Source organism: Kitasatospora phosalacinea (assembly GCF_000716545.1).
GTDB classification, from domain to species: domain Bacteria; phylum Actinomycetota; class Actinomycetes; order Streptomycetales; family Streptomycetaceae; genus Kitasatospora; species Kitasatospora phosalacinea.
This window is the reverse complement of sequence record NZ_JNWZ01000002.1, coordinates 103,525-128,978: the sequence shown is the minus strand read 5'-3', so window position 1 is coordinate 128,978 and position 25,454 is coordinate 103,525. Positions and strand designations below refer to the sequence as shown.

Genomic DNA, 25,454 nt, shown 5'->3' with positions numbered 1-25,454 from the left:
GCGGGCCCGGGAAGGACCCTGATGAGCGTGACCACCAACGAGACCGTGACACGGTCCGAAAGCCAGGGGCCCGCCCCGGTGAAGAAGCCGCAGCGGCGCGGCGTCTTCGCGGGCGGCCAGTACATTCCCTACACCCTCCTGCTGCCCGCCGTCGTCGTGCTCGCGGGCGTCCTGGTGTACCCGATCTACAAACTGATCGACCTGTCGTTCCAGAACGTCAACAAGTTCGCCTACCTGGCGCACCCGGAGCGGGCCAGCTACATCGGCTTCGACGGGTACAGCAAGGTGCTGGGCGACGGCGCCTTCTGGGACGTGATCCTGCGCTCGGTCTACTTCACCGCGGAGCTGGTCATCCTCTCCATGGTGCTGGGCATGCTGCTCGCGCTGCTGCTCAACCGGGTCTCCGCCTGGGTCCGGATCACGTTCTTCACCGTGATGATGTTCGTCTGGGCGATCCCGGCGCTGGTCAACGGCCAGGTCTTCCGCTGGATGTTCTCCTCCAACAGCGGCGTGGTCGACTACATCGCCTACCTGCTCACCGGCGACGAGACCTGGAAGCACTACGACTGGTTCGCCGACTCGACCGTCGGCCTGTACGTGGTCGGCGCCGCCGTCGTCATCTGGGGCGCCCTGCCCTTCCTGGTGCTGGGCCTGTACGCGGCGCTCACCCAGGTGCCCAAGGAGCTGATGGAGGCCGCCAAGCTGGACGGCGCCAACAACCTCCAGGCCTTCCGCCACGTGACCCTCCCGGTCATCCGGCCCTTCCTGATGATCAGCACCGCGCTGAGCTTCATCTGGGACTTCCAGGTGTTCGCGCAGATCTACTCGCTGCGCAACGCCTCCCCCGAGAGCGGCTACCAGACCATCGGCACCTACCTGTACATGCACGGGGTCGGCTCCTCGCAGTACAGCAACGCCTCGGTCATCTCCATCGTGATGATCCTCATGATGCTGGCGGTGCTCGTGTACTACATCCGCCAGATGCTCAAGATCGGAGCCAACGAGCGATGAGCGACGTCCTTTCCACCGCTCCGCAGACCCAGCCGGTGCCGGCTCCGGTCAAGAAGGCGAAGAAGTCCAAGGAGACCGAGGTCGGCCGCAGCAGCGCCATGACCTGGGTCTGGAACGCCGTCGCGCTGTTCGCCGCGCTGATCATGGCCTTTCCGATCTACTGGATGATCATCACCACCTTCAAGACCAACAAGGACCTGATCGCCCAGGACCCGACGTTCTGGCCGTCCACGTTCTCGCTGGACAGCTACCGGACGATCTTCGACGACGCCGACTTCCTCCCGGCCCTGCGCAGCACGCTGTTCCTGACCGTGGGCGCGGTGGTGCTCGGCGTCGCGGTCGGCTTCCTGGCCGCCGTCGCCGTGGCCCGGTTCAACTTCCGCGGCCGCAGCTTCTTCATCGTCACCATGCTGGTGGTCCAGATGGTGCCGCTGATCGCGATCCTCATCCCGCTGTTCGTGGTGATGAACAACGCCAACATGACCGGCAACCTGTTCGGCGTCATCCTCGCCTACCTGGTCTTCACCGTCCCGTACGTGATCTGGACGCTGCGCTCGTTCATCGTGAACATCCCGCCGGAGCTGGACGAGGCCGCGATGGTCGACGGCTGCACCCAGTGGGGCGCGTTCTTCCGCGTCATCCTGCCGCTGACCCTGCCCGGCCTGGTCACCACCGCGGTCTACAGCTGGATCCAGGCCTGGAACGAGTTCATCGTCGCCAGCGTGCTGCTGAACAGCGGCCACACCAAGACCTCGATGGTCTGGCTGACCGCCTACTCGTCCTCGCCGACCCGCGCGGCGGACTACGGCTCGCAGATGGCCGGCGGCCTGCTGGTCTCGCTGCCCGTGATCATCCTGTTCGTGTTCTTCCAGAAGAAGGTGTCGGCGGGTCTCACCGCCGGTGCGGTCAAGGGCTGAGCCCCCTTCCCCACCATCACCGCACCCGAAACACCTCTCACCTCCAGGGAAGGAACCAAGGCGATGCCCGGTACGGAAAGCGCCGATCTCCTCCGCGACGCCGGAGCGGTCCTGCAGCCCGGCTTCGCCGGTCTGACCGCGCCCGAGTGGCTGCGCCGCAGACTGGGCGACGGCGAACTCGGCGGCGTCGCCCTGTTCGGCCGCAACATCCGCACCCCGCAGCAGGTCGCCGCGCTCACCTCGGAGCTGTACGCGCTCAACGGGGACCTGCTGGTCGCCACCGACGAGGAGGGCGGCGACGTCACCCGCCTCGAGGTGGTCAGCGGTTCCTCCTACCCGGGCAACCTGGCGCTCGGTGAGGTCGACGACACCGACCTCACCGAGCGGGTCGCCCGCTCCATCGGGTTCGACCTGGCCGGCGTCGGCGTGAACCTCAACTACGCGCCCGACGCGGACGTCAACTCCAACCCGGACAACCCGGTGATCGGCGTCCGGTCCTTCGGCGGCTACGGCGACCTCGCCGCCCGCCACACCGCCGCGTACGTCCGCGGCCTGCAGTCCGCCGGCGTCGCGGCCTGCGCCAAGCACTTCCCCGGCCACGGCGACACGGCCGGCGACTCGCACCTGGGCCTGCCCCGGATCGACCTCGCGCTCGACCAGTTCGCCGAGCACCTGCTGCCCTTCCGCGCCGCCATCGCGGCCGGCGTGAAGAGCATCATGACCGCGCACATCCTGTTCGACGCCTACGACGCCCAGCTGCCCGCGACCATGTCGCAGCGCATCCTGACCGGCCTGCTCCGCGAGGAGCTCGGCTTCGACGGGCTGATCGTCACCGACGGCATCGAGATGGGCGCCATCTCCGGCACCCACGGCGTCGCGGCCGGCTCGGTGCGGGCCGTCGCGGCCGGCGCCGACACCATCTGCGTCGGCGGCGGCCTGCAGGACGAGGACGCCTTCGTCTACCTGCGCGACGCCCTGGTCTGGGCGGTCCGCGAGGGCCGGCTGTCCGTCGAGCGCCTGCACGAGGCCGCCGAGCGCAACCGGGCCGTCGCCCGCTGGTCGGCCGGGGTGCGAGCCGCGCTGGTCGGCCAGCAGGCCGAGGTCGGCGTCGGCCTGACCGCCGCCCGCCGGGCGCTGCGGGTCACCGGCGAGCTCCGCCCGCTGGGCGGCGTCCCGCACGTGGTCGAGTTCTCCCCGGCCGCGAACATCGCGGTCGGCGACGAGACCCCCTGGGGGGTGGCCGGTCCGCTGGCCGAGCTGGTGCCCGGCACCACCTCCACCCGGGTCGCCCCGCCCGCGACCGTGACCGAGGGCTCCGGCCTGCTGCACGTCGAGGTCGCCGCCGACGACGTCGAGATCGACACCGCCCCGCTGGCGGGCGCGGCCGTCGGCCGCCCGCTGGTGCTGGTGGTGCGCGACGTCCACCGGCACGCCTGGATGCGCCGGGCCGCGCTGGCCCTGGTCGAGCACCGGCCGGACGCGGTGGTGGTGGAGATCGGCACCGCCCACGGCGTGGCCGAGCTGTTCGCCCCGCGCGGGGTGACCACGCTGGCCACCTACGGCGGCTCCCGGGTCTGCGCGATCGCCGCGGCGGAAGCCCTCGCGGGGCTCGCGGTGACGGCCGCCCAGGCCGGCTGAGACGCTCGGGACGGGCCCGGGACGGGCGCCTGGCGCCCGTCCCGGGCCCGTCGCGTACCCGGCGGCCCGCGCCGAATGCGGCCGGGGGCTCACGTTTGTTCTCCCGCGCGTGCAAACATGTGCTGTTACATAGGACTTAGGGGTCCGTTAAGGGACCGCCTCCAACGAGGAGTGAGAGCTGCCATGAGTGGCGACAGGGACACGGCGGCGCTCGCCGAGGGCTCCACCGTGCCGATCCAGACCGGCCCTGCCACCGCCACGGCCCGGGTCCCCAAGTACTACGGCCTCAAGCGGCACCTGCTGCAGCTGACCGAGACCCAGCCGGCCGGCACGCCGGTCCCGCCGGAGCGCGCGCTGGCCGCCCAGTTCGACACCTCGCGCACCACCGTCCGGCAGGCCCTGCAGGAACTGGTCGTCGAGGGGCGGCTGGAGCGCATCCAGGGCAAGGGCACCTTCGTGGCCAAGCCGAAGGTCGCCCAGGCCCTCCAGCTCACCTCGTACACCGAGGACATGCGCGCCCAGGGCCTGGAGCCCACCTCCCGGCTGGTCGAGGTCGCCTACATCTCCGCCGACGAGCGGCTCGCCCCGCTGCTGGACATCAAGCCGGGCGGCCGGGTGCTGCGGATCGAGCGGCTGCGCCTGGCCAACGGCGACCCGATGGCGATCGAGGTGGCGCACCTGTCCGCCAAGCGCTTCCCCGCGCTGCGGCGCAACCTGGCCAAGCACAACTCGCTGTACACCGCGCTGCGCGAGGTCTACGGGGTGACGGTCGCGGAGGCCGAGGAGACCATCGAGACCACCCTCGCCAACCCGCGCGAGGCCGGCCTGCTCGGCTCCGACCTGGGCCTGCCGATGCTGCAGCTGTCCCGGCACTCCTTCGACGCGGACGGCGCCCCGGTGGAGTGGGTGCGCTCGATCTACCGCGGCGACAGGTACAAGTTCATCACCAGGCTGAACCGTCCCGCGTAGCGGCGCGTCCGGGTGGTCCCCGCGATCAGGTTGACGAGGTAGTGACAACGGTCACCCCGCTGCCCTACCCTCTCGGGGACCTTCCGATCACCGAGGGTGCTGCTCGGCGGGCGCACGCCCACGTGCGCTGCGGCGCCACTGAGGTGACTCCCCGTCATCCTCCGGAGCCGCTCGTGTCGTCGTCCCAAGTCTCCGCCCCGGGCGCACCGCCCGTGGTCTCCCCCGCCCGGGTGCTGGCCGGGCTGTGCCTGCTGGTGCCGGTGGTGGTGATGCTGTGGGTGCCGTCCTACAGCAAGACCTCGCCGGAGTTCGGCGGGCTGCCGTTCTTCTACTGGTACCAGTTGATGTGGGTGCCGCTGTCGGCGCTCTTCACCGGTTCGGCGTACCTGCTGATCCGGCGTGACGAGGCGGCCCGCCGGGCCGCCTCCGCCGTCGCCGCCGCCCCGGTGCTGCCCGGCCGGCCGAAGGACGGGGGCCGGTCGTGAAGCACGTGGACTGGACCGCGATGACGGTCTTCCTGCTGTTCTTCGCCGCCGTGACGGTGATGGGCTTCCTGGCCTCCCGCTGGCGGCGGGCGGACGACGCGCTGCACCTGCACGAGTGGGGGCTGGGCGGCCGGAGCTTCGGCACCTGGGTGACCTGGTTCCTGCTGGGCGGCGACCTGTACACGGCGTACACGTTCATCGCGGTGCCGGCGGCGGTGTACGCGACGGGTGCCTCGGGCTTCTTCGCGGTGCCGTACACGATCATCGCGTACCCGCTGGTGTTCCTGTTCCTGCCCAGGCTGTGGTCGGTGTCGCGGGTGCACGGGTACGTGACGCCGGCGGACTTCGTGCGCGGCCGGTACGGGTCGCGGGCGCTGTCGGTGGCGGTGGCGCTGACCGGCATCCTGGCGACCATGCCGTACATCGCGCTGCAACTGGTGGGCATCCAGGCGGTGCTGGACGTGCTGGGCGTGGGCGGCGGCGGGAACTGGTTCCTCAAGGACCTGCCGCTGTTCATCGCGTTCGGCGTGCTGGCCGCGTACACGTACTCCTCGGGGCTGCGGGCGCCGGCGCTGATCGCGTTCGTGAAGGACGCGCTGGTGTACGTCGTGATCATCGTGGCGGTGATCTACATCCCGATGCGGCTGGGCGGCTACGGGCACGTGTTCGACGCGGCGCAGCAGAAGTTCTCCCAGCCGGGGGCGAACGGGAAGCCGAGCGGGTCGCTGGTGGTCGGCCCGTCGGGGCAGTGGGCGTACGCGACGCTGGCCTTCGGGTCGGCGCTGGCGCTGTTCATGTACCCGCACTCGGTGACCGGCGTGCTGGCGTCGAAGTCGCGCAACACGGTGCGCCGGAACATGGCGATCATGCCGGCCTACTCGCTGATGCTGGGGCTGCTGGCGCTGCTCGGGTTCCTGGCGATCGCGGCCGGGGTGGGCAAGGGCGTGAAGGGCTACAACAGCCAGCTGGCGGTGCCGCAGCTGTTCGCGGACATGTTCCCGTCCTGGTTCACCGGGGTGGCGTTCGCGGCGATCGGGATCGGGGCGCTGGTGCCGGCCGCGATCATGTCGATCGCGGCGGCGAACCTGTTCACCCGCAACGTGTACAAGGAGTTCCTGAAGCCGGACGCGACGCCGGCCGAGGAGACCCGGGTGGCGAAGATCGCCTCGCTGCTGGTGAAGGTCGGCGCGCTGGTGTTCGTCCTGCTGATGGACAAGCAGGTGGCGATCAACTTCCAGCTGCTGGGCGGCCTGTGGATCCTGCAGACCGCGGTGGCGCTGGTGGCGGGCCTGTTCACCCGGTGGTTCCACCGCTGGGCGCTGCTGGCGGGCTGGGCGGTCGGCATGGTGTACGGGACGTGGATGGCGTGGGGGATCTCCTCGGCGGCGACCGCGCACTTCGGCGGCAACACCACGAAGATCCCGGGGATCGGCCGGACCGGCTACATCGGTCTGACCGCGTTCGTGCTGAACCTGGTGGTGGCGGTGGTCCTCACGCTGGTGCTGCGGGCCCTGAAGGCCCCCGAGGGGGCCGACGAGACGGCGCGGGCCGACTACCGCGCGGAGGCCGGCGACGAGGCCGTGGAGCAGGCTCCGCAGCCCGCGGCGGCGCACTGACGCACCGGGGGCGCGCACGGCCGCGCCGTGCGCCCTGTGGTCGCGCCGTCACCCCGATCGACACTGGGGTGACGGCGCGGCCATCTGCGGTGGCCGCCCGCCCCCGGAGGGACCGGGGGGAGCCGACCCACCGCACGCGCCACCGACCACGGGGAGCCACCGCCATGACCGACCTCACCACGGCACGCAACGGGCACCGCCCGGAGGCCGAGCAGCCGGACGGGGAGCGGCGGCTGCCCTCGGTGCTGGTCGCCACCCGGCACGGCGAGTCGACCGCCAACGTGGAGTTCCGGCACGCGGACGCCAGCGGGGCGCTCACCGTCCCGATCACCTGCCGGGACGCCGACATCCCGCTCTCCCTGCACGGCCAGGACCAGGCCCGCGACCTGGGCCGCTGGTGGGCCGCCCGGCCGCCCGCCGACCGGCCCCGCTCGGTGTGGTGCTCCCCGTACGTGCGCACCGCGGAGACCGCCCGGATCGCGCTGGCCCAGGCGTCCGGGCTGGGCGCCGTCCCGGTGGGGCTGACGGTGCGCCACGACGAGCGGCTGCGCGACCGCGAGCTGGGCGTGCTGGAGATGCTCACCAAGGCGGCGATCGAGCGCGACCACCCGGCGGAGGCCGCCCGGCGGCGGCGGATGGGCGAGCTGTACTACCGGCCGCCCGGCGGCGAGTCCTGGCTGGACGTGGCGCTGCGGGTGCGCGACCTGCTGCGCGACCTGTGCGAGGAGGAGGCGGGCCGGCCGGTGCTGGTGGTGGCGCACGACTGCACGGTGCTGATGCTGCGGCACGTGCTGGACCGGCTGCCCGAGGAGGAGCTGCTCGCGCTGGACCCGGTGGCGAACTGCTCGACCAGCGTGTGGCGGGCCCGCGACGGGCGGCTGCGGCCGGCCGGCTGGAACCAGACCGACCACCTGTCGGGCTGACCCGGCGCGGCCCGTCCCGCTTCCACCGCCCGGGCTCAGTCCGCGGGCTGCGGCTCGGCGGACCGCGGCTCGGCGGGCTGCGGCTCGGCGGACTGCCGCGGTCCGCCGAAGGCCCGCCGGTACGCCTGCGGGGTGGTGCCGAGCCGGCGGCCGAAGTGGTGCCGCAGCGCGGCGGCGTTGCCGAAGCCGCAGCGGGCGGCGACCGCGTCCACGCTCTGCCCGGTGGACTCCAGCAGGCGCTGCGCGAGCAGCACCCGCTGGCCGGTGAGCCAGCGGTGCGGGGTGGTGCCGGTCTCCTGCCGGAAGCGGCGGGCGAAGGTGCGCGGCGACATGTGGGCGAGCCGGGCCAACTGCTCCACGCCGGTCTCCCGGTCGAGGTGGCGGCGCATCCACTCCAGCACCCCGGCCAGCGACTCGCCGTCGGCCTCGGGCAGCGGGCGGTTGATGAACTGGGCCTGGCCGCCGTCCCGGTGCGGGGCGACCACCATCCGGCGGGCGATCTCCCGGGCCACCTCGGCGCCCTGCACCTTGCGGACCAGGTGCAGGCAGGCGTCGATGCCGGCGGCGGTGCCGGCCGAGGTGATCACCGGGTGGTCGTCCACGTACAGCACGTCGGGTTCGACGGTGGTCAGCGGGAAGCGTTCGGCCATCAGCGCGGCGTAGCGCCAGTGGGTGGTGCAGCGGCGGCCGTCGAGCAGGCCGGCCGCGCCGAGCAGGAAGCTGCCGGAGCAGATCGACAGCAGGTGGGCGCCCCGGTCGTGGGCGGCCCGCAGCGCCGCGCAGAGCTCCTCGGGGTAGTGGTCGCGGACGCCGGTGGCGGTGGCGATGACCAGGTCCGCCTCGGCGATCCGCTCGGGCCCGTGCGGGACGTCGATGGTGAAGCCGGCGTGGGTGCGCATCGGCCCGGGGCGGTCGCCGACCAGCGCGAAGTCGTAGACCGGCAGGCCGGACTCGCTCCGGTCCAGACCGAACACCTCGCAGGCCACGCCCAGTTCGAAGGGGTGGACCTCCTCCAGCACCACCACGGCGACGTTGTTCAGCATCCGCATCGGGCCAGCATGACAGTGGCAGGATTTCGTGGCAATGGTGCGTTCCTGCCACTCGTGGCGGCGCTCCCCCGGCGGGAGAGTGGAGCCATGACCACCGCGCTCGCCCTGCTGGGCATCCTCGGCAGTTTCGGACTCCTCGGCGTCCTGGTCGGCCGCGACCTGGACCGCCACGGCCGCACCGGCCGCGCCGACGTGCACCGCCCGACCGGCTACCCCTTCGACCCCGACCTGGCCGCCCCGGGGCGGCGGCCGTCCGGCACACTGTCCGGATGCAGCCCCCGACCGTCCGCCCGACCGTCCGCCGCGCCCTCGACCGCGACCTCGCCGGAGCCGGCGAGGTCAGCGTCGAAGCCTTCGTCGGCGACGGCCACACCCGCCCCGGCTCCCCGTACGCCGACCTCCTGCGCGACGCCGCCCGCCGCGACCGGGAGGCCGAACTCCTGGTCGCCGTCGACGACTCCGGAGCGGTGCTCGGCTGCGTGACCTTCGCCCCCGGCGGCACCGCGTGGGCGGACGTCGCCGGGCCGGACGAGGGCGAGATCCGGATGCTCGCGGTCGGCGCGGCGGCCCGCGGCCGCGGCGTCGGCCGGGCGCTGGTGCGGGCCGCGATCGGGCGCAGCCGGGAGCTCGGGCTGGCCGGGATGGCGTTCTCCACCCGCCCGACGATGACCGCCGCGCACCGGATCTACGAGGCGCTGGGCTTCGTCCGCTGCCCCGAGCGGGACTGGTCGGCGGCGCCCGGCACGGACCTGCTGGTCTACACGATGCGCTTCTGAACCGGCCCGGGCGCTCAGCGCGCCGGCCGTCCGGGCCCCTCCGCGCGCTCCCCGGATCTTCTCCGGCCGATCGGAAACATCCCCGCCCCGTTCCCCGTTCTCCCCCTCGGCCCCTCCCCTCCGGCGGGGCCGTCCCCGACACCGGGCGCGGTGCCGACGGTCCCTCAGGGGCCGTCCGTCCCGTTTCCGTTGTCTACGCGCGGCGCCACCGACGCGACACGCGCTACTACATCTGGTGCTTCCAGCTCCAGCCGCCACAACATGTATGCTCACTCTCGCTGTCGACGCAGGGGAATCCGGTGCGAACCCGGGACTGCCCCGCAACGGTGAGCGGGCTGCAGCGACGCCCGCGCAGTCCGAGGACCTGCCGACGGTGTGCGACACGGCATCCCCGCAGACGCCGTGCAGCACAGCTTTGCCGTCCGGTCTCGCGGGCGGACCGGGGGTGGTCTTCGGCGCGCCGGAACGCGTTCTCGTTCCTTCGTGCTGCCCTCCCCTGGCCGCGTGCGGTGCCGGACACCCGAGAGCCACGTCCGCCGCCGCCACAGGAGAGAGTGCGCCTTGACCGTCGCCGCCTCAGTCACCCTGCCGTCCCAGGGATCCGCCGACGCCTTCACCGATCCCGGTGCGGCGCTGCTCCGGCTGCTCACCGACCGCAGCACCGACCTCCCCCAGGTGGACCCCGGCCACGTCGCCGCCGCCGCGCTGCGCGGCCGCCACGCCGGTTCGGACTTCGCCGAACTGCGCGGGCTGGCCGTGGAGGCCGCCGCGTCGATGATCGCCGAGGACCCGCAGTACTCGAAGCTGGCCGCCCGCCTGCTGGCGCTGGAGATCCGCGACGAGGCCGCCACCCAGCAGGTCACCTCGTTCTCCTCCTCGGTGGCCGTCGGCCACGCCGAGGGCCTGATCGGCGACGCCACCGCCGCGTTCGTGGCCGAGCACGCCGCGCTGTTCGACTCGCTGGTGGACGAGGCGGGCGACGACCGCTTCGAGTACTTCGGCCTGCGCACCGTGCAGTCCCGCTACCTGCTGCGCCACCCGATCACCCGCAAGGTGGTCGAGACCCCGCAGCACTTCCTGCTCCGGGTGGCGGCGGGCCTGGCGGTCGGCACGACCGAGGAGTCGGTGCGCGAGGTCGCCGAGCTGTACACCCTGATGAGCCGGCTGGAGTACCTGACCAGCTCGCCGACGCTGTTCAACTCCGGTACCCGGCACCCGCAGATGTCCTCCTGCTACCTGCTGGACTCGCCGCTGGACAACCTGGACTCGATCTACAACCGGTACGCCCAGATCGCCCGGCTGTCCAAGCACGCCGGCGGCATCGGCCTGTCCTACTCGCGGATCCGCTCGCGCGGTTCGCTGATCCGCGGCACCAACGGCAAGTCGAACGGCATCGTGCCGTTCCTGCGCACCCTGGACTCCTCCGTGGCGGCGGTCAACCAGGGCGGTCGGCGCAAGGGCGCGGCCTGCGTGTACCTGGAGACCTGGCACGCCGACATCGAGGAGTTCCTGGAGCTCCGCGACAACACCGGCGAGGAGGCCCGGCGCACCCACAACCTGAACCTGGCCCACTGGATCCCGGACGAGTTCATGCGCCGGGTGAACGCCAACGCCGACTGGTCGCTGTTCTCCCCGGCGGACGTGCCGGAGCTGGTCGACCTGTGGGGCGCCGAGTTCGACGAGGCGTACGTGAAGGCCGAGTTGGCGGGCAAGGCGGTGCGCACCATCCCCGCGCAGACGCTGTACGCCCGGATGATGCGCACCCTGGCGCAGACCGGCAACGGCTGGATGACCTTCAAGGACGCCTCCAACCGGGCCGCCAACCAGACCGCGCTGCCGGGCCGCACGGTGCACTCCTCCAACCTGTGCACCGAGATCCTGGAGGTCACCGACGACTCCGAGACCGCGGTCTGCAACCTCGGCTCGGTCAACCTGGGCGCGCACGTCGCCCCCGGCGCCACCGCCGCCGACCTGGTGAACGCGATGGACTGGGACCGCCTGGACGCCACCGTCCGCACCGCGGTGACCTTCCTCGACCGCGTGATCGACATCAACTTCTACCCGACCACCGAGGCCGGGACGTCCAACTCCCGCTGGCGCCCGGTCGGCCTGGGCGTGATGGGCCTGCAGGACGTCTTCTTCCAGCTGCGGATCGACTTCGACTCCGCCGAGGCGAAGACCCTCTCCACCCTGATCGCCGAGCGCGTCATGCTCACCGCGTACGAGCGCTCCGCCGACCTGGCCGAGCGGTTCGGGCGGCACGAGGCGTACGGCGAGACCCGCGCCGCCCGCGGCCAGCTGCACGTCGACCACTTCGGCAGCGCCAACCCGCAGTGGACCGAGCGCTGGGACGCGCTGCGCGCCCGGATCGCCGAGGTCGGCCTGCGCAACTCGCTGCTGCTGGCGATCGCCCCGACCGCGACCATCGCGTCCATCGCCGGCGTCTACGAGTGCATCGAGCCGCAGGTCTCCAACCTGTTCAAGCGCGAGACCCTCTCCGGCGAGTTCCTCCAGGTCAACCCGTACCTGGTGCGCGAGCTCAAGGAGCTGGGCGTCTGGGACCAGCAGACCCGGGACGCGCTGCGCGACGCCAACGGCTCCATCCAGGAGTTCAACTGGCTGCCGCAGGACGTCCGTTCGCTGTACCGCACCGCGTGGGAGCTGCCGCAGCGCGCGCTGATCGACCTGGCCGCCGCCCGGCAGCCGTACATCGACCAGAGCCAGTCGCTGAACCTGTTCATGGCCGCGCCGACCATCGGCAAGCTCTCCTCGATGTACTCCTACGCCTGGAAGGTCGGTCTGAAGACCACCTACTACCTGCGCTCCCGCCCGGCCACCCGGATCGCCCAGGCCGCGTCCGGCGCCGCCCGCACCGCCGCCCCCGTCCCGGTGCAGACCCCCTCCCTCTCCCAGGCCGAGCAGGACGCCATCGCCTGCTCGCTGGAGAACCCCGAGTCCTGCGAGGCCTGCCAGTAATGAGCACCGAAGACCAGAAGAAGATGCTGCTCGACCCGGGTTTCGAGCTGACGCTGCGCCCGATGCGCTACCCGTCGTTCTACGACCGGTACCGGGACGCGATCAAGAACACCTGGACCGTGGAGGAGGTGGACCTGCACTCCGACGTCGCCGACCTCGCCAAGCTCTCCGAGGGCGAGCGGCACATGATCGGCCGGCTGGTCGCGTTCTTCGCCACCGGTGACTCGATCGTCGCGAACAACGTGGTGCTGAGCCTCTACAAGCACATCAACTCCCCCGAGGCCCGCCTCTACCTGTCGCGGCAGCTGTTCGAGGAGGCCGTGCACGTCCAGTTCTACCTGACGCTGCTGGACACCTACCTGCCCGACCCGGAGGACCGCAACGCCGCCTTCGCGGCGGTGGAGAACATCCCCTCCATCGCGCAGAAGGCCCAGTTCTGCTTCACGTACATGAACGCGGTCGACCACCTCGACTCGCTGCGGAGCAAGGAGGACCGCCGGGCCTTCCTGCTCAACCTGATCTGCTTCGCGGCCTGCGTCGAGGGCCTGTTCTTCTACGGCGCGTTCGCCTACGTGTACTGGTTCCGCAGCCGCGGCCTGCTGCACGGCCTGGCGACCGGCACCAACTGGGTCTTCCGCGACGAGTCGATGCACATGGACTTCGCGTTCTCGGTGGTCGACACCGTCCGCGAGGAGGAGCCCGACCTCTTCGACGACAAGATGGCCCGGCAGGTCACCGAGATGCTGGAGGAGGCCGTCGAGGCCGAGCTCCAGTTCGCCCGCGACCTGTGCGGCGAGGGCCTGCCCGGCATGAACACCGAGTCCATGCGCGAGTACCTGCAGGCCGTCGCCGACCAGCGCCTGGCCCGCCTCGGCCTCCCGGTCCGCTACGGCTCCACCAACCCGTTCGGCTTCATGGAGCTGCAGAACGTCCAGGAGCTGACCAACTTCTTCGAGCGCCGGGTCTCCGCCTACCAGGTCGCCGTCGAGGGCTCCGTCTCCTTCGACGACGACTTCTAGGCCGGCCCGCACGCCGCGGCGCAGCACGGAGGGCCGCACCCCGCGGGGTGCGGCCCTCCGCCGTCCGGTCAGTCGTTCGGGACGGTGGCGTACTTGGGGGTGCCGTCGGCCATCTGCCGCAGCGCGTCCTTGCGGTCCCGCTTGGAGAGCCGGTCGATGTACAGGTACCCGTACAGGTGGTCGGTCTCGTGCTGGAGGCAGCGGGCGAAGAAGCCGGTGCCCTCGACCCGGATCGGGTTGCCGTCCTTGTCCTGGCCGGTGACGGCCGCGTAGTCGGGCCGGGCCAGCTCCTGGTAGGCGGTGGGGACGGAGAGGCAGCCCTCCTGGCTGTCGTCCAGGACGCGCCGGCCGGCCGGCAGCTCCTCCAGCACCGGGTTGACCACGTGGCCGACGTGCCGGACGCCCTCGTCGTCGGGGCAGTCGTAGACGAACACCTTCAGGTCGACGCCGATCTGGTTGGCGGCCAGGCCGACGCCCTCCGCCGCGTACATCGACTGGAACATGTCGTCGATCAGCGCGGACAGCTCGGCGTCGAAGGCGGTGACGGTCTTCACCTCGCGGTGCAGCACCGGGTTGCCGACCACGGTGATCGGACGGGCGGTGCCGCGGCTCAGGTCCGGCTCCTCGCCGACCACCCGCTGGGCCCGGTTGTCCTCGTGCGCGTGGTCGTGGTCATGCGCGTGGTCGTGGTCGTGCTCGTGGTCGTGCTGCTCGGCCATCGCTCGGTTCCGCTTTCGTCCGCATCCGCCTGGTGTACCGGTCCAGGGTACGGGGCGCGGTCCGGCCGGGGTCAGCAGACCTCTTCGAGGTCCCGGTAGGCGCGGGTGGCCGGGGAGGCCGCGGCCCAGCGCTCCAGCAGGGCGCGGACCAGGCCGGCGGGCGCGGCGATCCCGCACTCGCGCTCGACCTGCCAGGGGCCGCCGGCCGAGCCCTGGCTGAGGTGGCTGAGGTGGCCGGGGTGCAGCGGGTCGCCGTCGTCGTGCGGGTCGTGGTGGGCGGTGCGGCCGTCGTCGATGGCCATCCGGGACTCCGAGCAGGTGCGGCACAGCAGCCGCACCGAGGACGTCCAGTCCTCGGCGGCGTACCCGGCGTCGGCGACGGTGCGTTCCAGCGCGTCCCGGTCGGCGGCGGTGGCGGCCTGCAGCAGCACCACCCAGGTCGGCACGGGGGACGGCGCCCACAGCTCGATCTCGTCGAAGACCGGGTAGGCGACGCCGTCGGCGACCCGCTCGCCGTGCGGGGCGCCGTCGTGCAGCACCACCTCGCCCCAGCGGCGGCCGGAGGACGGCAGCGGGATGGACAGCACCTCGATCCGGGCCGGGTCGAGCCGGCGGCCCCACACCACCTCGGACTCGCCGTCCGGGGACAGCCGCACCGGGGTGGTGCCCAGGTCCAGTTCGATCGGCCCGTCCAGGCCGGGCCCGCCGGGCAGCCGCAGCCCGTACGCCTGCCAGGCGCGGCGGGCCAGCGGCCAGTCCTGCAGGGCGGTGGCGGTGATGCCGAGGTTCCACCAGTCCGGGGCGCCGTGCTGGCGGTCGAGCAGGGCGACGGCGCGCAGGCCGGCCGAGCGGGCCTGCTCCCAGTCCCGGCGGAACTTGTGCAGCAGGGCCAGGTTGAACCAGGAGTCGGACAGCCACGGCTCCAGGTCCGCGGCCATCACCAGCAGGGCCCCGGCGTCCTCGTAGCGGCCGTCGCCGATCAGGGTGAACGCACGGTCGGTGGTCTGCCGCCAGGTCGCCGACGGACGGTGCCGTGCGCGGTGGAAGATCCTCACGTTGGTCCCTTGCCGTCGGTCGTCACCGGGTCGCCCCGCCTCCGGGTCTTCCCGCCACGACCGCATCCAACCACGCCCGCCCCCGGCCGCGCGCCCCGCGCGGCCATTCAGGCCGCCGGGCGGCAGCGCCCGTCCGGGCCCCGGGCGGCGCGGTGGCCGCGGCGGCCCAGCCGGGCCAGCGCGTCCAGCACCACCGGGTCGTAACCGCGCCCGGCGTCGAGGCGCAGGTGCTCCAGCGGGTCGAGCAGGCCCGCGCGCGGCCGGTCGGCGGCGGCGGTGCGCAGGTCGTCGTGGGCGTTGGCGACCCGGATGATCCGGGAGGCCAGCGGCAGGGTGGGGTCGTGCCGGCCGTCGGCGAGGCGGCACGGGTCGGCCAGCCGGGCGACCTGCTGCCACACCTGCCGGGGCACCCCGGTGCGCTGGATCACCTCGCTGCCGAGCCGGGCGATCCGCTGCTGCTCGCCGTCCGGCAGCAGCGCCGTGGCCCCGCCCGGGACGGGCTCGACCAGCGACAGCTGCCCGATGTCGTGCATCAGCGCGGCGTACTCCAGCAGCGCCAGCTCCCGGCTGCCGAGCCCGAGTTCACGCCCCAGCGCGCACGCCGTGTCGGCGACCCGGCGGGCGTGCCCCGGGGTGGTGTACCCGGCGATCTCGGTGGCCCGGGCCAGCGTCTCGATGGTCTGCCCGGTGGTGGCCCGGACCGCGGCGGCCCGCCGGAACGAGGCCTGGGCGAGCAGCAGCGGCAGGCAGAACACCGGCAGCGCCCACAGCCCGGCCTCCCCGGCGAGCAGGCTGAGCAGCAGCCCGGTGGCGACCTGCGCGGAGCCGATGCCGAGCAGCGCGTGCAGCTGGTCGTCCAGCGCGGCGGCGTACCGCAGGCCGGTGCGGGCGCCCTGCTGGGCGGCGGCCAGCACCGCGTCGCCCAGCGCGGCCAGCGCGGCCACGCCCGCCAGCAGCGCCCCGTACGCGGGCCCGGACATCCGGTCGGTGGTGCCGGAGCCGTACAGCGGCTGGAACAGCAGCGCGGCGAACGAGACGGTGACCAGCCGGCGGGCGGCGGCGTCCAGGCCGGAGAGCGGGGCGGGCGGCCGGTGCCGGGCGGCGGCCAGCAGGCGCTGCCCGGCGAACCGGACGCCCAGGCCCGTCAAGGTGCCGGCCGTGGTGACGACGGCGACCTGCAGCACCCCGTGCGCGGTGGGCAGCCCGTGCAGCGGCCCGAGCAGGGCGTACGCGAGCGCGACGGCGGTGGCGACGGGGGCGGGCTCGCGGTCGCCGGGCAGCGCGGGCCCGGCGCACTGGCCGAGCGCGACCAGCCCGGCGAAGGCCAGCGCCACGTTGCCCTGGGTGACGCCGTCGGTCAGGGCGTGCAGGACGGCGGCGGCGCCGAGCGCGACGGCCGCGACCAGCAGCAGGTCGGCCGGGACGGGGCGGCGGCGGGTGTTCACGCCGCTCCCCCGGTCGGCAGGCCGGTGCTGCCGGACTGCTGCGGCAGCCGGGCCGGCTCGGGCACGCCCAGCGGGATGTCCGGCACCTCGCCGTCCCAGCCGCCGGGCGGCGGCGGTTCGGGCTGCCAGCCGTGCTCGGCGACGGCCGCGACCAGCGCCGTGACCATCACCGGGTCGAACTGGCTGCCCGCGCAGCGCTCCAGTTCGGCGACCGCCTCGGGGACGGGTCGGCCGCGCCGGTAGGAGCGGGTGGAGGTCATCGAGTCGAAGGCGTCGGCGACCGAGATGATCCGGGCGAACTCGGGGATCCGCTCCCCCGCCAGCCCGTACGGGTAGCCGCGGCCGTCCATCCGCTCGTGGTGGTGCAGGATGCCCTCGCGGCCCTCGCCGAGGAAGTCCAGCTGCCGCACCAGCTCGTGCCCGAACACCGGGTGCACTTCCACCGCGCGCCGCTCGGCGTCGGTCAGCGGCCCGTTGCGGCGGAGCAGTTCGGTGGCCACGGCGAGCTTGCCGACGTCGTGCAGCGTCCCGGCGAAGTGCAGGGTGCGCACCCGGTCCTCGGCCAGCCCGAGCTGGCGGGCGATCAGCACCGAGGCCCGGCCGACGCGTTCGCTGTGGCCGCGGGTGTACGCGTCCTTGATCTCCACGGCCTGCACCAGCGCCTGCACGGTGGCCCGGTGCGCGACCCGCTCGCGGTGGCCCTGCGCGGACAGCCAGGCGGTGATGGTCAGCGGCAGCAGCCCGAGCACCGCGGCGAACGCCCCGTACGGGCCCTGCCACAGCACCGCGATCATCAGGCCCCCGGCGCCGTGCAGCAGCGCCGCGGGCGCGGCCCGGCGCAGGGCGCGCAGCGCGCCGGGGCCGGAGCGGGCGCAGGTCAGCCGGACCATGCCGGCCACCAGCACGCCGTTGACCAGGCAGAACGTCAGGATCGCGGCCAGCGCGCCGAGCGCGGCCCCGGGGAAGCGGGTGCCGAGCAGCAGTCGCACCCCGCCGAGCAGCCGGAACACCTCGGCGGCGGCCGCCGCGGCCAGCGCCAACTGGGCGCCGTTCCACGCCCGGCGCAGCCCGCGCGGGGGCACGGCGGGCCCGAGCAGCGCGCCCGGCAGGGCGACCAGGGCGGCGGCGGCGGGCGGCAGCATCAGCACGCCCGCGAACAGCACCGGGAAGAACCCGCTGCCGCGCGGGTCGGCGGGGGCCTCCTCGGCGGGGCGGCCGCGCAGCCGGCGCCAGACCCGCGCGCACGGGGTGCGGGCGCCCCGGGCCAGCGACTCCAGGCACATGTGCAGCAGGGCCAGCAGCCCGATCCTGGGCCAGTCCAGCTCCGGCCCGGCGACGGCCAGCGGCAGCAGCACCGCGGACGCGGCCGCCAGGACGGCGGCCAGGTAGCCCGCGGCCCGCCCCGGCAGGGCGGCGCGGTGCTCGCGTCCGCTGGAACTGGCGATCTCGGCCTCCCCCGCCCGTACCGGGCCCTCCGACGTGAGGACTCGTCAGAGGATAGGGCCCGCCCGGACGGACACGGCGCACGATCGCGCGTTGCCGCAGCCGGAGCAGCGACAGCTCACCCGATCGAGTGAGCGCTACTCGGCGGTCGCGACCGCCGAGCCGTGCCCGGCCGTTCCCTCGACCGACACTTCCACGCTCACCGAGGACACCTCGATCACCGAGGTGTCCACCTCCTCGCCGGAGCGCTGGGTGCGGATCGAGTCGATCCGGGCCAGCACCTTGGCCCGCAGGTCGGTCGGGGTGTCGTCGCACCCGCAGGAACGCTTGATCAGCGCCTTGATCGCCTGCTCCAGGCCGTACTTCTCCAAGCACGGCGAGCACTCGTCGAAGTGCACCCGCAGCTTGGCGCAGTCGCCTTCGGGCATCTCGTTGTCGAGGAATTCGTAGAGGTGGTCGAGCACCTCTCCGCACTCGGTCTCGTGCGGATCGCCGCAGCTCATGAGCCCGCGCCCTTCGCTTCCTGCCCTGCACCGGTACCGGCCGGGACCAGCCCCCGCTCGCGGGCGTAGTCCTCCAGCATGCCGCGCAACTGACGGCGACCACGGTGCAGTCGGGACATCACCGTACCGATGGGTGTACCCATGATGTCCGCGATCTCCTTGTACGCAAAGCCCTCGACGTCCGCGAGGTACACCGCGATCCGGAATTCCTCCGGGATCGCCTGCAGCGCGTCCTTCACGTCGCTGTCCGGCAGGTGGTCGAGCGCCTGCGCCTCGGCCGACCGCAGGCCGGTCGACATGTGCGACTCGGCGCGCGCCAGCTGCCAGTCCTCGATCTCCTCGGCCGCGGTGCGCTGGGGTTCGCGCTGCTTCTTGCGGTACGAGTTGATGAACGTGTTGGTGAGGATGCGGTACAGCCAGGCCTTGAGGTTGGTGCCCTCGCGGAACTGGTGGAACGACGCGTACGCCTTGGCGAACGCCTCCTGGAGCAGGTCCTCCGCGTCGGCCGGGTTGCGGGTCATCCGCAACGCCGCCGAGTACATCGGGTCCAGGTAGCCGAGCGCGTCGCGCTCGAAGCGCTCGCGCCTGGCTCCTTCGCTCTCGTTCTCGGACACCCGGAAGGTGTCCTCGCCGATCGCCTCGGCCAGTTCGTCGCCGGTGAGCTGTTCACCCTCCGGACGGCCCTGGTCGGCGCCAGCAGCGCCCGACACGGCCGCGTCATCGGTCCCGACGACCGGACCCACCTCCTCGGAAACCCGCACACGGCCCACCTCGGGCCGACCCGCAAGCGAGGATATCGGGCTGACCGGCTTCTCGCCCGCGACAACCCACTCCGACCAGTCCGGCAGGAGCGCGGACTGCGCTGCCCGCTCTTCCGGCCGCTCGCGGCACGCGATCGAACCCATGGGCGCTGCCTTTCCACCGGGGCATGTCCTGACGCCTCGTGCAACCCCGTCCGCCGCCCCGGCATTCCCCGCGCCGCGCCCTGAGGCGCAGCTCACCCTCCGGGTCGCGGGATCCAGTCGGCGACCGTTCCGGCGATCAGGTCCAGGGCGGCTTCCTGGGTCAGCGGGGCCCTCTTCGGGACCGCGAAGCCGTGCGAGGCGTGCGGGACCTCCACCAGGCGGTGGGTGGCCGGCAGGGCGGGGAACTCCGGCGGGGTGCCGAAGGTGTCCGCGCCGCCCTGGAGCACCAGCGTGGGCAGGCCGGTCTCCAGCAGTTCGCCGGTCCGGGCCCTTTCCGGCTTGCCCGGCGGGTGCAGCGGGAAGGCCAGCGCGAGGACGCCCGCCGCGCCGAGGGCGGCGGAGGTGCGGCAGGCGACCCGGGCTCCGGCGCTGCGGCCGCCCGCGTACACCGGCAGGCCCTCCTCGGCCGCGGCGGCGAACTGCGCGGGCCAGGACGCGTCGAGCGCGGCGGGGGCGGGGGCGAGCCGGCGGCCGGCCACCCGCCAGGGCTGCTCGGCGAGCACCACGGTGACGCCGCCGGCCGGCAGCGCGGCCGCGAGCGCCCGCAGGTCCCGCGCCTCGACGCCGCCGCCCGCGCCGTGGCCCAGGAGCAGGACGGCACGCGGCTCCGCGGCCCGGAACCAGTGGAGCCGGGCGTCCCCGGCGGGGGTGTCGACGGTCTGCTGCATGCTGCCGAGCGTATAGAGGCCCGGCGCCCGGGCGGCTCAGAACAGCGTGGTGCGGTCGTCCTCGGTGAGCGGCCTGGTCAGGCCGGGGTGGTTGTTGCGGATCTTCCCGACCTCGTCGGGGACGGCGTGGACGCGCAGGTCGCCGGGCGGGGGCGGGGTGAGGTCGGCGGTCCCGGCGTGCGGGTCGAGCCAGGCGTCCCAGCGGTCGGGGCCGAGGTAGAGCGGCATCCGCTCGTGGACGGGGGCGAGCAGCGGTTCGGCGGCGGTGGTGACGATGGTGCAGGTGACCAGCCAGGCGTCGGGGTGGCCGCCGGGGTGCTCGCGGTCGCGCCAGAACTCGTACAGCCCGGCCAGGGCGAGCGGGGCGCCGTCGGCGCGGTGCACGAAGTAGGGGCGGCGGGGCGGGCGGGAGAGGTCGTCGGTGGGGGCGGTCTGCCACTCGTAGTAGCCGTCGACGGGTATCAGGCAGCGCCGGGAGGCGTACGCCTGCCGGTAGGCGGGCTTCTCGTGGACGGTCTCCGCCCGGGCGTTGATCATCTTGACCGCGGTGTCGGGGCTGCTCGCCCAGCCGGGCACCAGGCCCCAGCGCAGGACGTGCAGTTGGCGCACGGGGCGGCGCTGTCCGCGCGGGACCCGGTCGAGGACCGCGTAGGTCCTGGCGGTGGGGGCGACGTTCCAGCTGGGGGCGATCGTCTCGGTCGGGTCCCACTGCCGGACGCCGAACAGGCGGACCAGCTCGGCGGGGTCGGTGGAGGAGGCGAAGCGTCCGCACATGGCTCCCAGCTTGCCAGAGCGGTGCGGGCCGGGCGGGCGGTCCGCAGAACCGACGGCTTCCGGCGGCCCGTCCTCCCGTGGGAGGCTGCCCGCCCGGGCAGGGGGGACGACGGTGATCGGAGGTCGGCGGCGATGGACTTCGCGCAACTGTGGGACCGGGTGACGGCCGTGCAGCCGGACCCGCCGCACTGGCTGGTGTGGGGCGCCGCGGCGGCGGCGCTGCCGGCGGTGGCGGTGCGCCCGGTGTGGGCGTGGACCCGCACGGTGGTGACGATCGCGCACGAGGGCGGCCACGGGCTGACCGCGCTGCTGACCCGCCGCCGGCTGTCCGGCATCCGGCTGCACTCGGACACCTCCGGGCTGACCGTCTCCTCCGGGAGGCCGACCGGCCCGGGCATGGTGCTGACCGCGGCGGCCGGGTACCCGGCGCCCTCACTGCTGGGCCTGGGCGGGGCGGCGCTGCTGGCGGCGGGGCGGATCACCGCGCTGCTGTGGATCGGGATCGCGCTGCTGGCCGCGATGCTGCTGACGCTGCGCAACCTGTTCGGCGTGGCCGCGGTGCTGGTGACCGGCGGGACGTTCGTCGCGGTGTCCTGGTACGGGACGGCCGAATGGCAGGGGGCGTTCGCCTACCTGGGGGTCTGGTTCCTGCTGCTGGCGGGGGTGCGCCCGATGCTGGAGCTGTGGGTGGCCCGGCGGCGCGGCGGCGCGCCCGGATCGGACGCGGACCAGCTGGCGCGGCTGACGGGCGTTCCGGGGGCGCTGTGGCTGGCGGTGTTCCTGGTGGTGGCGCTGGCCTGCCTGGGGCTCGGGGCGGCCTGGCTGCTGCCCCGGTAGCGGGGCGGTGCCTCATAGACTTGGCGCCATGACCGACTCCCTGTGGCCCGCTCCCGTCGCCACCGCCGCCGTGGACGCGACCGTGACCATCCCCGGCTCGAAGTCCGCGACCAACCGCGCGCTGGTGCTGGCCGCCCTCGCGGACGGCCCGGGCTGGGTGCGCCGCCCGCTGCGCAGCCGTGACTCGCAGCTGATGGCGGACGGCCTGCGGGCGCTGGGCGTGACGGTCGAGGAGACGGTGAACGCGGCGTCCGGGGGCACCGGCGGCGGCGAGGCGTGGCGGGTCATCCCGGCCGAGCGGCTGCTCGGCCCGGCACGGGTGGACGTGGGCAACGCCGGGACGGTGATGCGCTTCCTGCCGCCGCTGGCCACCCTGGCGGACGGCCCGGTGCACTTCGACGGGGACCCGCGCAGCCACGAGCGCCCGCAGCACGGCGTGATCGACGCGCTGCGCGCGCTGGGCGCGGTGATCGAGGACGGCGGCCGCGGCGGCTTCCCGCTGACCGTGCACGGCGCGGGCGGGCTGGACGGCGGGGCGGTGGAGGTGGACGCCTCGTCCTCCTCGCAGTTCGTCTCGGCGCTGCTGCTCTCCGGTGCCCGGTTCAACCACGGCGTGGAGGTCCGCAACACCGGCGGTCCGGTGCCCTCGCTGCCGCACATCCGGATGACGGTGGACATGGTCCGCAAGGCGGGCGGCCAGGTCGACGCGCCGGAGGACGGCGGCGAGAAGGACGTCTGGCGGGTCACCCCGGGCGCGCTGATCGGCCGCGACCTGGTGGTCGAGCCGGACCTGTCGAACGCGGCCCCGTTCTTCGCGGCGGCGCTGCTCACCGGCGGCCGGGTGACCGTCCGGGACTGGCCGGAGCACACCTACCAGCCGGGCGACCAGCTGCGCGAGATCTTCACCGCGATGGGCGGGTCCTGCGAGTTCGTCAACAAGCACAGCACCGACGAGGGGCTGCGGTTCACCGGCACCGGCAAGGTCCGCGGCATCGAGGCGGACCTGCACGACGTCGGCGAGCTGACCCCGGTGATCGCCGCGGTGGCGGCGCTGGCCGACTCCGAGTCCCACCTGTACGGCATCTCGCACCTGCGCCTGCACGAGACCGACCGGCTGGCCGCGCTGGCCAAGGAGATCAACGCCCTGGGCGGTGACGTCTCGGAGACCGAGGACGGCCTGCGGATCCGGCCCCGCCCGCTGCACGGCGGCGTCTTCCACACCTACGAGGACCACCGGCTGGCCACCGCCGCCGCCGTCCTGGGCCTGGTGGTCGACGGCGTGCTGGTGGAGGACGTGGCGACCACCGCCAAGACGCTGCCGGACTTCCCGCGGATGTGGGCCGACCTCCTCGGCCAGGGCTGACGGGGGAACACAGCATGCGCCGCTACGACAAGAACGCCGACGAGGACGACATCCGCAGCCGCCCGGGCCGCCGGGGCTCCCGCCCCCGCACCCGGATCCGGCCCAAGCACGAGGACGCCGCCGAGGCGATGATCCTCACCGTGGACCGGGGCCGGATGACCTGCCTGGTCGACGGCGGCACGAAGGACGAGCGCCAGGTCGTCGCCATGAAGTCCCGCGAACTGGGCCGCAAGGGCGTGGTCGTGGGCGACACCGTCAGCGTGGTCGGCGACCTGTCCGGCGAGCCGGACACGCTGGCCCGGATCGTCCGGGTCGAGGAGCGCAGCTCGGTGCTGCGCCGCACCGCGGACGACGACGACCCGTACGAGCGGATCGTGGTCGCCAACGCCCAACAGATGGCCATCGTCACCGCGCTGGCCAACCCGGAGCCCCGCCCCCGGCTGATCGACCGCTGCCTGGTGGCCGCGTACGACGCCGGGCTGGAGCCGCTGCTGGTGCTCACCAAGTCCGACCTGGCCTCCGCCGACGAGCTGCTGGAGTCGTACGCGCCGCTGGGCATCCGCTACGTGGTGACCCGGGCCGACGAGTTGGAGACGGCCGGCGCGGAGGCCGTCCGGGAGCACCTGCGCGGGCGCACCACGGTGTTCATCGGGCACTCCGGCGTCGGCAAGACCACCCTGGTCAACGCGCTCGTCCCGGAGCACCAGCGGTCCACCGGCCGGGTCAACGCGGTCACCGGCCGGGGCCGGCACACCACGGTCTCCGCGCTGGCCCTGCGGCTGCCCCCGCCGCCCGGTGCCAGGCCGGGCTCGAAGAAGGCGCTGGACCCGGGCTGGGTGATCGACACCCCGGGCTTCCGCTCCTTCGGCCTGTCCCACATCGACCCGTCCCGGGTCATCAACGCCTTCCCCGACCTGGAGCCGGGCACCGCGGACTGCCCGCGCGCCTGCTCGCACGACGAGCCGGACTGCGCGCTGGACGCCTGGGTCGCCGACGGACACGCGGACCCGGCCCGGCTGTACTCGCTGCGCCGGCTGCTGGCCACCCGCGAGGCGCCCGAGGTGGAGTGAGAATCAGCGCGATCACGAGTCGCTGGGGCCGATCCACTGGGTAACGATAGGAAGGTCACGCCGTCTTACCTGACAGGGAGTCAACCCGATGGCATGGGCCATGGTGATCCTCGCCGGTCTGCTGGAAACGGGATTCGCGGTCAACCTCAAACTCAGCCACGGCTTCACCAGGATCTGGCCCACCATCAGCTTCGCGCTCTTCGCACTGGGCTCCTTCGGGCTGCTCACCCTCTCCCTGAGGACGCTCCCGGTCGGCAGCGCCTACGCGGTGTGGACCGGCATCGGCGCGGCCGGCACCGCCGTGTACGGGATGGTCTTCCTCGGCGAGTCCTCCTCCACCCTGAAGCTGGTGTCCATCTCCCTGGTCATCGCCGGCGTGATCGGTCTGCAGCTCAGCGGCTCGGGACACTGAGTCCGCTAGGGTTTCGCGCATGGCCGATTACCACGACGACCTCCGACTCGCCCACGTCCTCGCCGACTCGGCCGACTCGATCACCATGGAGCGCTTCCGCGCGCTCGACCTGAAGATCGAGACCAAGCCGGACCTGACCCCGGTCAGTGACGCCGACAAGGCCGCCGAGGAGCTCGTCCGCTCCGTCCTGCAGCGGGCGCGCCCGCGGGACGCCGTGCTGGGCGAGGAGTACGGCCTGCACGGCTCCGGGCCGCGCCGCTGGGTGATCGACCCGATCGACGGCACCAAGAACTACGTCCGGGGCGTCCCGGTCTGGGCCACCCTGGTCGCCCTGCTGGAGGAGCAGCCCGACGGCGAGCACGTCCCGGTGGTGGGCATCGTCTCCGCCCCGGCGCTGGGCCGCCGCTGGTGGGCCGCGAAGGGCCTGGGCGCGTTCGCCGGGCGCAGCCTCGCCAAGGCCCAGCGGATCCACGTCTCCAAGGTCTCCCGCCTCGCCGACGCCTCGCTCTCCTTCTCCTCGCTCAGCGGCTGGGAGGAGCGCGCCCGCCTCGACGCCTTCCTCGACCTCACCCGGATCTGCTGGCGCACCCGGGCCTTCGGCGACTTCTGGTCCTACATGATGGTCGCCGAGGGCGCCGTCGACATCGCCGCCGAACCCGAGCTCTCCCTCTGGGACATGGCCGCGCCCTGCGTCATCGTCCAGGAGGCCGGCGGCCGCTTCACCGGCCTCGACGGCATCGACGGCCCCACCGGCGCGGACGCGGTCGCCACCAACGGCGTCCTGCACGAGGCGGTGCTGCGCTCGCTCAGCGTGTAGGACC

The 25,454-nt window shown here is 73.5% G+C and carries 24 protein-coding genes and 1 riboswitch; of the genes, 15 read left to right on the top strand and 9 right to left on the bottom strand.

All coding sequences use genetic code 11. The annotated features are described in order from the left end of the window. Nucleotides 1-21: 21 nt before the first annotated feature. The 7 genes from OO48_RS01685 (at nucleotide 22) to OO48_RS01655 (ending at nucleotide 7,559) form a co-directional block, all read left to right on the top strand. Nucleotides 22-1,011 carry a carbohydrate ABC transporter permease gene (locus tag OO48_RS01685; protein ID WP_033212039.1) on the top strand — a complete coding sequence of 330 codons (990 nt, stop codon included), beginning with the start codon at nucleotides 22-24 and terminating at the stop codon, nucleotides 1,009-1,011. Further along, nucleotides 1,008-1,928: a carbohydrate ABC transporter permease gene (locus tag OO48_RS01680; RefSeq protein WP_033212037.1), complete on the top strand. Its 921-nt coding sequence runs from the start codon at nucleotides 1,008-1,010 to the stop codon at nucleotides 1,926-1,928. The genes OO48_RS01685 and OO48_RS01680 overlap by 4 nt, the downstream gene beginning before the upstream one ends. A 63-nt stretch (nucleotides 1,929-1,991) precedes the next feature. Continuing rightward, the gene (locus OO48_RS01675; protein WP_033212035.1) at nucleotides 1,992-3,566 is read left to right on the top strand and encodes a glycoside hydrolase family 3 protein; all 1,575 of its coding nucleotides are present in this window, start codon (nucleotides 1,992-1,994) and stop codon (nucleotides 3,564-3,566) included. Between the two features lie 183 nt (nucleotides 3,567-3,749). Further along, nucleotides 3,750-4,535 carry a GntR family transcriptional regulator gene (locus OO48_RS01670; RefSeq protein ID WP_033212033.1) on the top strand — a complete coding sequence of 262 codons (786 nt, stop codon included), beginning with the start codon at nucleotides 3,750-3,752 and terminating at the stop codon, nucleotides 4,533-4,535. A gap of 173 nt (nucleotides 4,536-4,708) precedes the next feature. Beyond that, the gene (locus OO48_RS01665; protein WP_051731609.1) at nucleotides 4,709-5,020 is read left to right on the top strand and encodes a DUF3311 domain-containing protein; all 312 of its coding nucleotides are present in this window, start codon (nucleotides 4,709-4,711) and stop codon (nucleotides 5,018-5,020) included. 20 nt (nucleotides 5,021-5,040) lie between these two features. Further along, nucleotides 5,041-6,636, top strand: a complete 1,596-nt coding sequence (mctP, locus tag OO48_RS01660) for a monocarboxylate uptake permease MctP (RefSeq protein ID WP_033212176.1) — start codon at nucleotides 5,041-5,043, stop codon at nucleotides 6,634-6,636. Between the two features lie 164 nt (nucleotides 6,637-6,800). Next, a complete protein-coding gene (locus OO48_RS01655; RefSeq protein WP_051731608.1) occupies nucleotides 6,801-7,559 on the top strand; it encodes a histidine phosphatase family protein in 759 nt (252 codons plus the stop codon). Between the two features lie 35 nt (nucleotides 7,560-7,594). Here OO48_RS01655 and OO48_RS01650 read toward each other — a convergent pair whose 3' ends face one another. Continuing rightward, complete coding sequence (locus tag OO48_RS01650; RefSeq protein ID WP_051731625.1) at nucleotides 7,595-8,602, bottom strand: GlxA family transcriptional regulator; 1,008 nt, start codon at nucleotides 8,600-8,602, stop codon at nucleotides 7,595-7,597. A 275-nt stretch (nucleotides 8,603-8,877) separates the two neighbouring features. On the opposite strand from OO48_RS01650, the gene OO48_RS01645 reads away from it, so the two are divergent. The 3 genes from OO48_RS01645 to OO48_RS01635 all read left to right on the top strand — a co-directional run bounded on the left by OO48_RS01645 (nucleotide 8,878) and on the right by OO48_RS01635 (nucleotide 13,379). Next, the gene (locus OO48_RS01645) at nucleotides 8,878-9,384 is read left to right on the top strand and encodes a GNAT family N-acetyltransferase (RefSeq protein ID WP_033212031.1); all 507 of its coding nucleotides are present in this window, start codon (nucleotides 8,878-8,880) and stop codon (nucleotides 9,382-9,384) included. Nucleotides 9,385-9,643: 259 nt separating this feature from the next. Further along, nucleotides 9,644-9,770: riboswitch (cobalamin riboswitch) on the top strand. Between the two features lie 175 nt (nucleotides 9,771-9,945). Continuing rightward, on the top strand, nucleotides 9,946-12,360 hold the full coding sequence (locus OO48_RS01640) for a ribonucleoside-diphosphate reductase subunit alpha (RefSeq protein WP_033212030.1): 2,415 nt from the start codon (nucleotides 9,946-9,948) through the stop codon (nucleotides 12,358-12,360). Continuing rightward, a complete protein-coding gene (locus tag OO48_RS01635; RefSeq protein WP_033212028.1) occupies nucleotides 12,360-13,379 on the top strand; it encodes a ribonucleotide-diphosphate reductase subunit beta in 1,020 nt (339 codons plus the stop codon). Before OO48_RS01640 ends, OO48_RS01635 begins: the two co-directional genes overlap by 1 nt. Before the next feature lie 68 nt (nucleotides 13,380-13,447). On the opposite strand, the gene def is transcribed toward OO48_RS01635, so the two are convergent. The 8 genes from def to OO48_RS01595 form a co-directional block, all read right to left on the bottom strand. Next, complete coding sequence (def, locus tag OO48_RS01630) at nucleotides 13,448-14,098, bottom strand: peptide deformylase (protein WP_033212027.1); 651 nt, start codon at nucleotides 14,096-14,098, stop codon at nucleotides 13,448-13,450. 71 nt (nucleotides 14,099-14,169) lie between these two features. Beyond that, nucleotides 14,170-15,153 (bottom strand): tetratricopeptide repeat protein, encoded by a 984-nt coding sequence (locus OO48_RS01625; RefSeq protein WP_033212026.1) that lies wholly within the window; start codon nucleotides 15,151-15,153, stop codon nucleotides 14,170-14,172. A 107-nt stretch (nucleotides 15,154-15,260) separates the two neighbouring features. After that, complete coding sequence (locus OO48_RS01620) at nucleotides 15,261-16,598, bottom strand: HD-GYP domain-containing protein (protein ID WP_051731607.1); 1,338 nt, start codon at nucleotides 16,596-16,598, stop codon at nucleotides 15,261-15,263. Further along, the gene (locus OO48_RS01615) at nucleotides 16,595-17,953 is read right to left on the bottom strand and encodes an HD-GYP domain-containing protein (protein ID WP_245194487.1); all 1,359 of its coding nucleotides are present in this window, start codon (nucleotides 17,951-17,953) and stop codon (nucleotides 16,595-16,597) included. The genes OO48_RS01620 and OO48_RS01615 overlap by 4 nt, the downstream gene beginning before the upstream one ends. Before the next feature lie 225 nt (nucleotides 17,954-18,178). Further along, nucleotides 18,179-18,544, bottom strand: a complete 366-nt coding sequence (gene rsrA / locus OO48_RS01610) for a mycothiol system anti-sigma-R factor (RefSeq protein ID WP_033212024.1) — start codon at nucleotides 18,542-18,544, stop codon at nucleotides 18,179-18,181. Further along, nucleotides 18,541-19,287, bottom strand: a complete 747-nt coding sequence (locus OO48_RS40540; protein WP_033212168.1) for a sigma-70 family RNA polymerase sigma factor — start codon at nucleotides 19,285-19,287, stop codon at nucleotides 18,541-18,543. Before OO48_RS40540 ends, rsrA begins: the two co-directional genes overlap by 4 nt. Nucleotides 19,288-19,541: 254 nt before the next feature. Beyond that, nucleotides 19,542-20,177, bottom strand: a complete 636-nt coding sequence (locus OO48_RS01600) for an alpha/beta hydrolase family protein (protein WP_033212022.1) — start codon at nucleotides 20,175-20,177, stop codon at nucleotides 19,542-19,544. A 36-nt stretch (nucleotides 20,178-20,213) separates the two neighbouring features. Next, nucleotides 20,214-20,951 (bottom strand): SOS response-associated peptidase, encoded by a 738-nt coding sequence (locus OO48_RS01595; protein WP_033212021.1) that lies wholly within the window; start codon nucleotides 20,949-20,951, stop codon nucleotides 20,214-20,216. Between the two features lie 132 nt (nucleotides 20,952-21,083). Between OO48_RS01595 and OO48_RS01590 the strand changes: the two genes are divergently transcribed. The 5 genes from OO48_RS01590 (at nucleotide 21,084) to hisN (ending at nucleotide 25,450) form a co-directional block, all read left to right on the top strand. Continuing rightward, on the top strand, nucleotides 21,084-21,788 hold the full coding sequence (locus tag OO48_RS01590) for a M50 family metallopeptidase (RefSeq protein WP_033212019.1): 705 nt from the start codon (nucleotides 21,084-21,086) through the stop codon (nucleotides 21,786-21,788). 28 nt (nucleotides 21,789-21,816) lie between these two features. After that, nucleotides 21,817-23,151, top strand: a complete 1,335-nt coding sequence (gene aroA / locus OO48_RS01585) for a 3-phosphoshikimate 1-carboxyvinyltransferase (protein WP_033212012.1) — start codon at nucleotides 21,817-21,819, stop codon at nucleotides 23,149-23,151. Nucleotides 23,152-23,165: 14 nt separating this feature from the next. Continuing rightward, on the top strand, nucleotides 23,166-24,221 hold the full coding sequence (gene rsgA, locus OO48_RS01580; protein ID WP_033212010.1) for a ribosome small subunit-dependent GTPase A: 1,056 nt from the start codon (nucleotides 23,166-23,168) through the stop codon (nucleotides 24,219-24,221). Nucleotides 24,222-24,309: 88 nt separating this feature from the next. Continuing rightward, nucleotides 24,310-24,633 (top strand): DMT family transporter, encoded by a 324-nt coding sequence (locus OO48_RS01575; RefSeq protein ID WP_033212008.1) that lies wholly within the window; start codon nucleotides 24,310-24,312, stop codon nucleotides 24,631-24,633. Nucleotides 24,634-24,652: 19 nt separating this feature from the next. Then, nucleotides 24,653-25,450 (top strand): histidinol-phosphatase, encoded by a 798-nt coding sequence (gene hisN / locus OO48_RS01570; RefSeq protein WP_033212007.1) that lies wholly within the window; start codon nucleotides 24,653-24,655, stop codon nucleotides 25,448-25,450. Nucleotides 25,451-25,454 lie beyond the last annotated feature (4 nt).

Coding starts and splice junctions, on each gene's coding strand:
- aroA (WP_033212012.1), top strand. CDS start 21,817: ATGACCGACTCCCTGTGGCCCGCTCCCGTCGCCACCGCCGCCGTGGAC.
- rsrA (WP_033212024.1), bottom strand. CDS start 18,544: ATGAGCTGCGGCGATCCGCACGAGACCGAGTGCGGAGAGGTGCTCGAC.
- OO48_RS01575 (WP_033212008.1), top strand. CDS start 24,310: ATGGCATGGGCCATGGTGATCCTCGCCGGTCTGCTGGAAACGGGATTC.
- OO48_RS01685 (WP_033212039.1), top strand. CDS start 22: ATGAGCGTGACCACCAACGAGACCGTGACACGGTCCGAAAGCCAGGGG.
- hisN (WP_033212007.1), top strand. CDS start 24,653: ATGGCCGATTACCACGACGACCTCCGACTCGCCCACGTCCTCGCCGAC.
- OO48_RS01595 (WP_033212021.1), bottom strand. CDS start 20,951: ATGTGCGGACGCTTCGCCTCCTCCACCGACCCCGCCGAGCTGGTCCGC.
- rsgA (WP_033212010.1), top strand. CDS start 23,166: ATGCGCCGCTACGACAAGAACGCCGACGAGGACGACATCCGCAGCCGC.
- mctP (WP_033212176.1), top strand. CDS start 5,041: ATGACGGTCTTCCTGCTGTTCTTCGCCGCCGTGACGGTGATGGGCTTC.
- def (WP_033212027.1), bottom strand. CDS start 14,098: ATGGCCGAGCAGCACGACCACGAGCACGACCACGACCACGCGCATGAC.
- OO48_RS01590 (WP_033212019.1), top strand. CDS start 21,084: ATGGACTTCGCGCAACTGTGGGACCGGGTGACGGCCGTGCAGCCGGAC.
- OO48_RS01600 (WP_033212022.1), bottom strand. CDS start 20,177: ATGCAGCAGACCGTCGACACCCCCGCCGGGGACGCCCGGCTCCACTGG.
- OO48_RS01650 (WP_051731625.1), bottom strand. CDS start 8,602: ATGCTGAACAACGTCGCCGTGGTGGTGCTGGAGGAGGTCCACCCCTTC.
- OO48_RS01655 (WP_051731608.1), top strand. CDS start 6,801: ATGACCGACCTCACCACGGCACGCAACGGGCACCGCCCGGAGGCCGAG.
- OO48_RS01680 (WP_033212037.1), top strand. CDS start 1,008: ATGAGCGACGTCCTTTCCACCGCTCCGCAGACCCAGCCGGTGCCGGCT.
- OO48_RS01645 (WP_033212031.1), top strand. CDS start 8,878: ATGCAGCCCCCGACCGTCCGCCCGACCGTCCGCCGCGCCCTCGACCGC.
- OO48_RS01675 (WP_033212035.1), top strand. CDS start 1,992: ATGCCCGGTACGGAAAGCGCCGATCTCCTCCGCGACGCCGGAGCGGTC.
- OO48_RS01670 (WP_033212033.1), top strand. CDS start 3,750: ATGAGTGGCGACAGGGACACGGCGGCGCTCGCCGAGGGCTCCACCGTG.
- OO48_RS01635 (WP_033212028.1), top strand. CDS start 12,360: ATGAGCACCGAAGACCAGAAGAAGATGCTGCTCGACCCGGGTTTCGAG.